The sequence below is a fragment of the Thiolapillus sp. genome (assembly GCF_048562965.1).
GTDB lineage: Bacteria > Pseudomonadota > Gammaproteobacteria > Chromatiales > Chromatiaceae > Thiolapillus > Thiolapillus brandeum_A.
Genome location: NZ_JBHNMF010000256.1, coordinates 1 through 4,767, shown reverse-complemented (window position 1 = coordinate 4,767; position 4,767 = coordinate 1). Strand labels below are relative to the sequence as shown.

3 protein-coding genes and 1 pseudogene are annotated in these 4,767 nt (G+C 57.6%); all 4 read right to left on the bottom strand.

Translation table 11 applies throughout. The features are described 5' to 3' along the window. Positions 1–23: 23 nt before the first annotated feature. The 4 genes and pseudogenes from oppB to ACOCD2_RS12600 all read right to left on the bottom strand — a co-directional run bounded on the left by oppB (position 24) and on the right by ACOCD2_RS12600 (position 4,716). Entirely contained in the window at positions 24–887 is an 864-nt protein-coding gene (oppB, locus tag ACOCD2_RS12615) for an oligopeptide ABC transporter permease OppB (protein ID WP_293674769.1), read from the bottom strand. After that, positions 775–3,063 carry a M3 family metallopeptidase gene (locus ACOCD2_RS12610; protein ID WP_293648985.1) on the bottom strand — a complete coding sequence of 763 codons (2,289 nt, stop codon included), beginning with the start codon at positions 3,061–3,063 and terminating at the stop codon, positions 775–777. The genes oppB and ACOCD2_RS12610 overlap by 113 nt, the downstream gene beginning before the upstream one ends. A gap of 14 nt (positions 3,064–3,077) precedes the next feature. Then, a complete protein-coding gene (locus ACOCD2_RS12605) occupies positions 3,078–3,233 on the bottom strand; it encodes a hypothetical protein (protein WP_293652765.1) in 156 nt (51 codons plus the stop codon). Positions 3,234–3,443: 210 nt separating this feature from the next. Next, positions 3,444–4,716: pseudogene (locus ACOCD2_RS12600) on the bottom strand (peptide ABC transporter substrate-binding protein). Between the last annotated feature and the right edge of the window lie 51 nt (positions 4,717–4,767).

Sequence of the window (4,767 nt, the reverse complement as noted above, 5' to 3'; positions counted from 1 at the left end):
AGAGGGGTTTGGGGAGAGGGTGCTTATCCATAACGCACCTTGGGATCGAGCAGAGCGTATACCAGGTCCACGATGAAGTTGAACAGGATGATGAGGATGCCGTAGAACACCACCCCCATGACCAGTGTGTAATCGCGGTTGAGGGCGCCCTGGACGAAATAACGCCCCAGGCCGGGGATACCAAAGATCTGCTCGATGACCACCGAGCCGGTGATCACCGCCGCGGTGGCGGGGCCCAGGAAAGACACCACGGGCAGCAGGGCGGGCTTGAGAGCATGTCGCAGAATCACCACCCGCTCCGGCAGACCTTTGGCCCGGGCGGTGCGTATGGGGTTGCTGCGCAGCACCTCGATCATACTGCCGCGCATGAGCCGGGAGATGTAGGCGATCTGCGGCAGGGCCAGTCCGATGATGGGCAAAATGGTGTTGCGGAATGCACCGTCGTTCCAGCCACCGGCGGGCAGCCATCCCAGGTACACGGCGAAGATCAGGATCAGGATGGGCGCCAGCACAAAGTTGGGTATGGAGATGCCGGTCATGGCCAGGGTCATCACCGAGTAGTCCGTGGCGCTGTTCTGGCGCAGTGCGGCCAATGTTCCCAGACCCACGCCGATGAGCAGGGCGATGGCGATGGCGCTCAGGCCCAGACGCAGGGAAACCGGAAAGCCCGTGGCGATGAGTTCGTTGACTGAATGGTCCTTGTACTGAAAGGAAGGACCGAAATCCCCCTGCATGATATCCAGCAGGTAACGGCCATACTGCTGTATCAGGGGCTCATCCAGGTGATACTTCCTGTCCAGATTGGCCTGGATCTCCGGTGGCAGGGATTTCTCCGTGTCGAAAGGGCCGCCCGGTGCGGCACGCATCATGAAGAATGCCAGCGTCAGCAGAATGAGCAGCGTGGGTATGGCGCCCAGCAGCCTTTTCAGGGAGTAACGCAGCATCTATTTCTTCAGGCCAATGAACTCGAAGAAAGGCTCCAGAGAACGCTTGCGCTGCAGGAAGGCGCGGATCGAGATCTTCGATCTCCCGTGAGCCACCAGTGGCATAGATTTCCTTGCGCAGGCGCATGCCTGTTGGCTTGTCCATGAGGCCGCCGGGCGCTTTTTTGAATACCGAAGCCATGTCAGCAGAGATGGCATCTGCCCAGGCATAGCCGTAGTAGCCGGCATCGTAGCCGCCACCCAGGTGACCGAAAGAAGCGATCAGCCCGCTTCCCGGCGGCACTGGCAGATAGACATCGCTGACCACCTTGTTGGTGACATCCACGACATTCTCGAATACCTTGGGATCCGTAGTCATGTGGATGGTCAGGTCCAGCAACCCGTACGCCAGCTGGCCACGGTAGTGGGTACCGATGGTAGCCAGGCGGACTTCTTCGAGCTTGTTCAGCACGTCAGTAGGGATTCTGCTCTTGCCGTCGCGGTAATCCACGGCGAAGCGGTCCAGCACCTTCTTGTTGCGCACCCAGTTTTCCAGCATCTGGGAAGGCGCTTCCACGAAATCCCTGGGCACGGAAGTGCCGGAGAATTCCATGTAGTTTGCCTGGGTCAGCACGTTGTGCAGGGCGTGGCCGAACTCGTGGAACAGGGTTTCCACGTTATCATAGGTGAGCAATGAGGGTTTGCCGTTGCTCGGCGGTGGAAAGTTGCAGATAAGGGCGGCCACCGGGCGCTGGTATTTTCCGTTGGGCAGTCGCTTTGCGGGGGTCACGTCGAACTGGGCAAAGTGATTGTACTTGCCGTCCCGGGGAAACATGTCCATGTAAATCAGTCCCATGGGGGCGCCACTGCTGGCGTCGGAAACTGCGTACAGGCGCAGGTCGTCGATCCATTTGTAGGGGGCTTCCACGGGTTCGATGCGGATGCCGAACAGCTCTTCGAAAATGGAGAACATGCCGTTGAGGGTGTTTTCCAGTTCGAAATAGACCTTGAGCTTGTCTTTGTCGACCTGGTAGCGGGTCTTGGTCAGCTGGTGCTTGTAGTAGCCCACATCCCAGTAATTGATCCTGGCATCGGCGTTACCGGTTTCTTTTGCTTTTAGCCTGGCAAAGGTTTCCAGTTCTTCCTTGAATTTGGGTGCCAGTCCCTTGTTGAGCCGCTGGAGAAAATCCCAGGCGGTCTTGCCGTTCTTCGCCATCTTGATTTCGATGCGGTAGTCCGCCCAGTTGTCGTATCCCAACAGCCGGGCGATTTCTGCACGGGTCTTGAGTATGTCGACGAACAGGGGGGTATTTTCTTTCAGCACCCGGCTGGCACGCGCGATGGACAGGCGCTTGCGGGTGTCCTCATGCCTGGCGTTGCGCAACACTTCGAGAACCTGCCAGGTGACGTTGGCGTTCACGCGGTACTTGCCGTCCTTGCCCAGCACTTCCTTGTTGTTGAGAAAATCCTCGTCGACGCCTTCGAGTTCCTCCCGCGTGAATTCCACCAGCGGTTTGGCGGCGGATATGTTGCGCTGGAACTTGAGTCCGAGTTCGTTCAGCCGGTTTTTCAGCATCTGCAGCCTGTCGCGCTGTTCCTTTGGCAGATCCATGCCATTGCGGCGGTAGTCCCTGAGTACGGTTGTGAGATACATGGCATCTTCACCACTGACGCTGGGATGGGTATCGGCGACAGCTTTCACGGCCTCGTACACATCGCGGCGGAAGCTGGTGTCCACGAACCAGGTTTCCAGGCGCTGTATGGCCTGGGTGGCGATATCACGCATCTCTTTCGACGTGCTGGTTTCCTGGATGACGCTCATGCGGTTGGCCGCGGCTGAGACGGGGAAATTGGCATAGTCCAGGGCTTTTATCGTGTTGTCGAAAGTGCGCTGTTCCGGCTTGAGGGCAACGATGGCATCCAGCCGCCGGTTGCCCACGGACATGGCCGTTTCCATTGTCGCCTGTATCTGGGCGGGGGTCTTTTCCCAGAGGGGCAGGCCAAACACCACGTTGGCCTTGTCTGCAGCCTGGTGGTAATCATCAAGCTGCCGGACGGTGGTGTCAGCCAGACCTGTAATGCACAGAAGGCTGAGACTCCCTGCCATGATGAAAGAGCGTGCTCGTAATGTCTGACGCATGATGGGTCCCTGTCCTAGTGTTTGAGAATGTAGAGGTCTTTGGTGTAATTGTGATCCAGCACATTGGGCACATAATTGCCCACCCAGGGCTTGATCAGATGACTGGAAACATAGGAGTAGATAGGCATGACGGGATGATCCCGCAACACCAGTTCCTCTGCCTGGTGCATGATGTCGAAGCGCTTCTGCGGATCGGTTTCCGTGCTCGCCTGCAGCAGCAGGGCATCGTACTCGGGATTGACATACGCTGCCAGCCATGGAGAGCGAAGCGAAGGCTGGTAGACCCCAGTAGCCGCGAGGCCGCACTGTTTTTCCGGCGTGCCTTGCGCCAGAGGGAAAACAAAGTAGGCCTCCGAACGCGGCGTCCAGTCATATGGGAGTCAAGTACGGAGCAGCAACGAGCTTGCGAAGTTGTTGCGTAGTGCTTGGTGACCAGGACGGCTGGGGCACCAATAGGTTGTCAAAGGTCGAGTCGATTTTGGGGCTGGGATGTCCCAAAATCTATCACGAGGCCGAAGACACGCTTGGGCTGAATCGTTCAGGCCATGCTTGCTGTGCAGGATCTCCATGAAGTTGTAGGGATCGTTGTAGTCGCCGATCCAGCCGGCGCGGAACACCTGAGTGACCTGTTTCTGCTTGCGGTTTTCCAGGAACACCTTCCATTCTTCATTCACCAGCCGGGTTTTCACGCCCAGGGTCTGCTTCCACATGGCAGCGATGGCAATGGCCAGCTTCTTGTGGTTTTCACTGGTGTTATAGCGTATTTCCACCGTGAGGGGATTGGAGAGGGAATAACCGGCTTCCTTGTACAGCCTGCGCGCTTCTTCGACTCGCTTTTTCTGTGACCAGTCGGCGTAGTCGAAACGCGCTGCCTTGTAGCCGCTGATACCGGGGGGTACCCAGGAATACAACGGTTTTTCCCCGCGGGCGATGACTTTGTCGGTAATGATTTCACGGTTGATCGCCATGGACAGGGCGCGGCGCAGCTTGAGGTTGTCCTTGAAAGGCGGTCTGGTCAGGTTGAAACCAAAATAGTAGCTGCCAAGATAGGGAGAAATCTGCAGCTCGTCCGCGAGATTCTTCCTGATCCACTTGATCTGCTGACTGGGCACCTCTTCGGTGCGGTCGATTTCTCCGGCGCGGTAGCGTTTGAGCTCCGTGGACTGGTCTTCGATAGGATAGTAGTACACGGTATCGATGATCGTGTCGTCATTGTCCCAGTAGTTGGGGTTGCGCTCCAGCTTGATGTGGGACTGAACCACCCACTCTTTCAGCACATAGGCGCCGTTGGAAACCATCTTGCCCGGACGGGAGAACTGGCCGCCGTAGGCTTCCACGCTGGCCCTGTGCACGGGATAGGTGCTGGAATGATTCAGCAGGCCAAGGAAATTAAGGGGTACTGGCCTTGAGACGGATTTCCAGTGTGTAGTCGTCCAGCGCCTTTACGCCAAGGTTTTCTACCGGCTGTTTGCCCGCTATGACGTCCTCGGCGTTGAGGATAGGCGCAAGAATCTGGGAATACTTGGATGCCGTGGCCGGGTCTACCGAGCGCCGTAATCCATAGACGAAGTCATGGGCGGTCACCGGGTCGCCGTTGGACCACTTTGCATTCTTGCGGATGTGAAAGACATAGGTCTTGCCCTCGTCGCTGATTTCCCAGGATTCGGCAGTGCCGGGGATGACCGTGCCGTCCGGCGCTTCGAT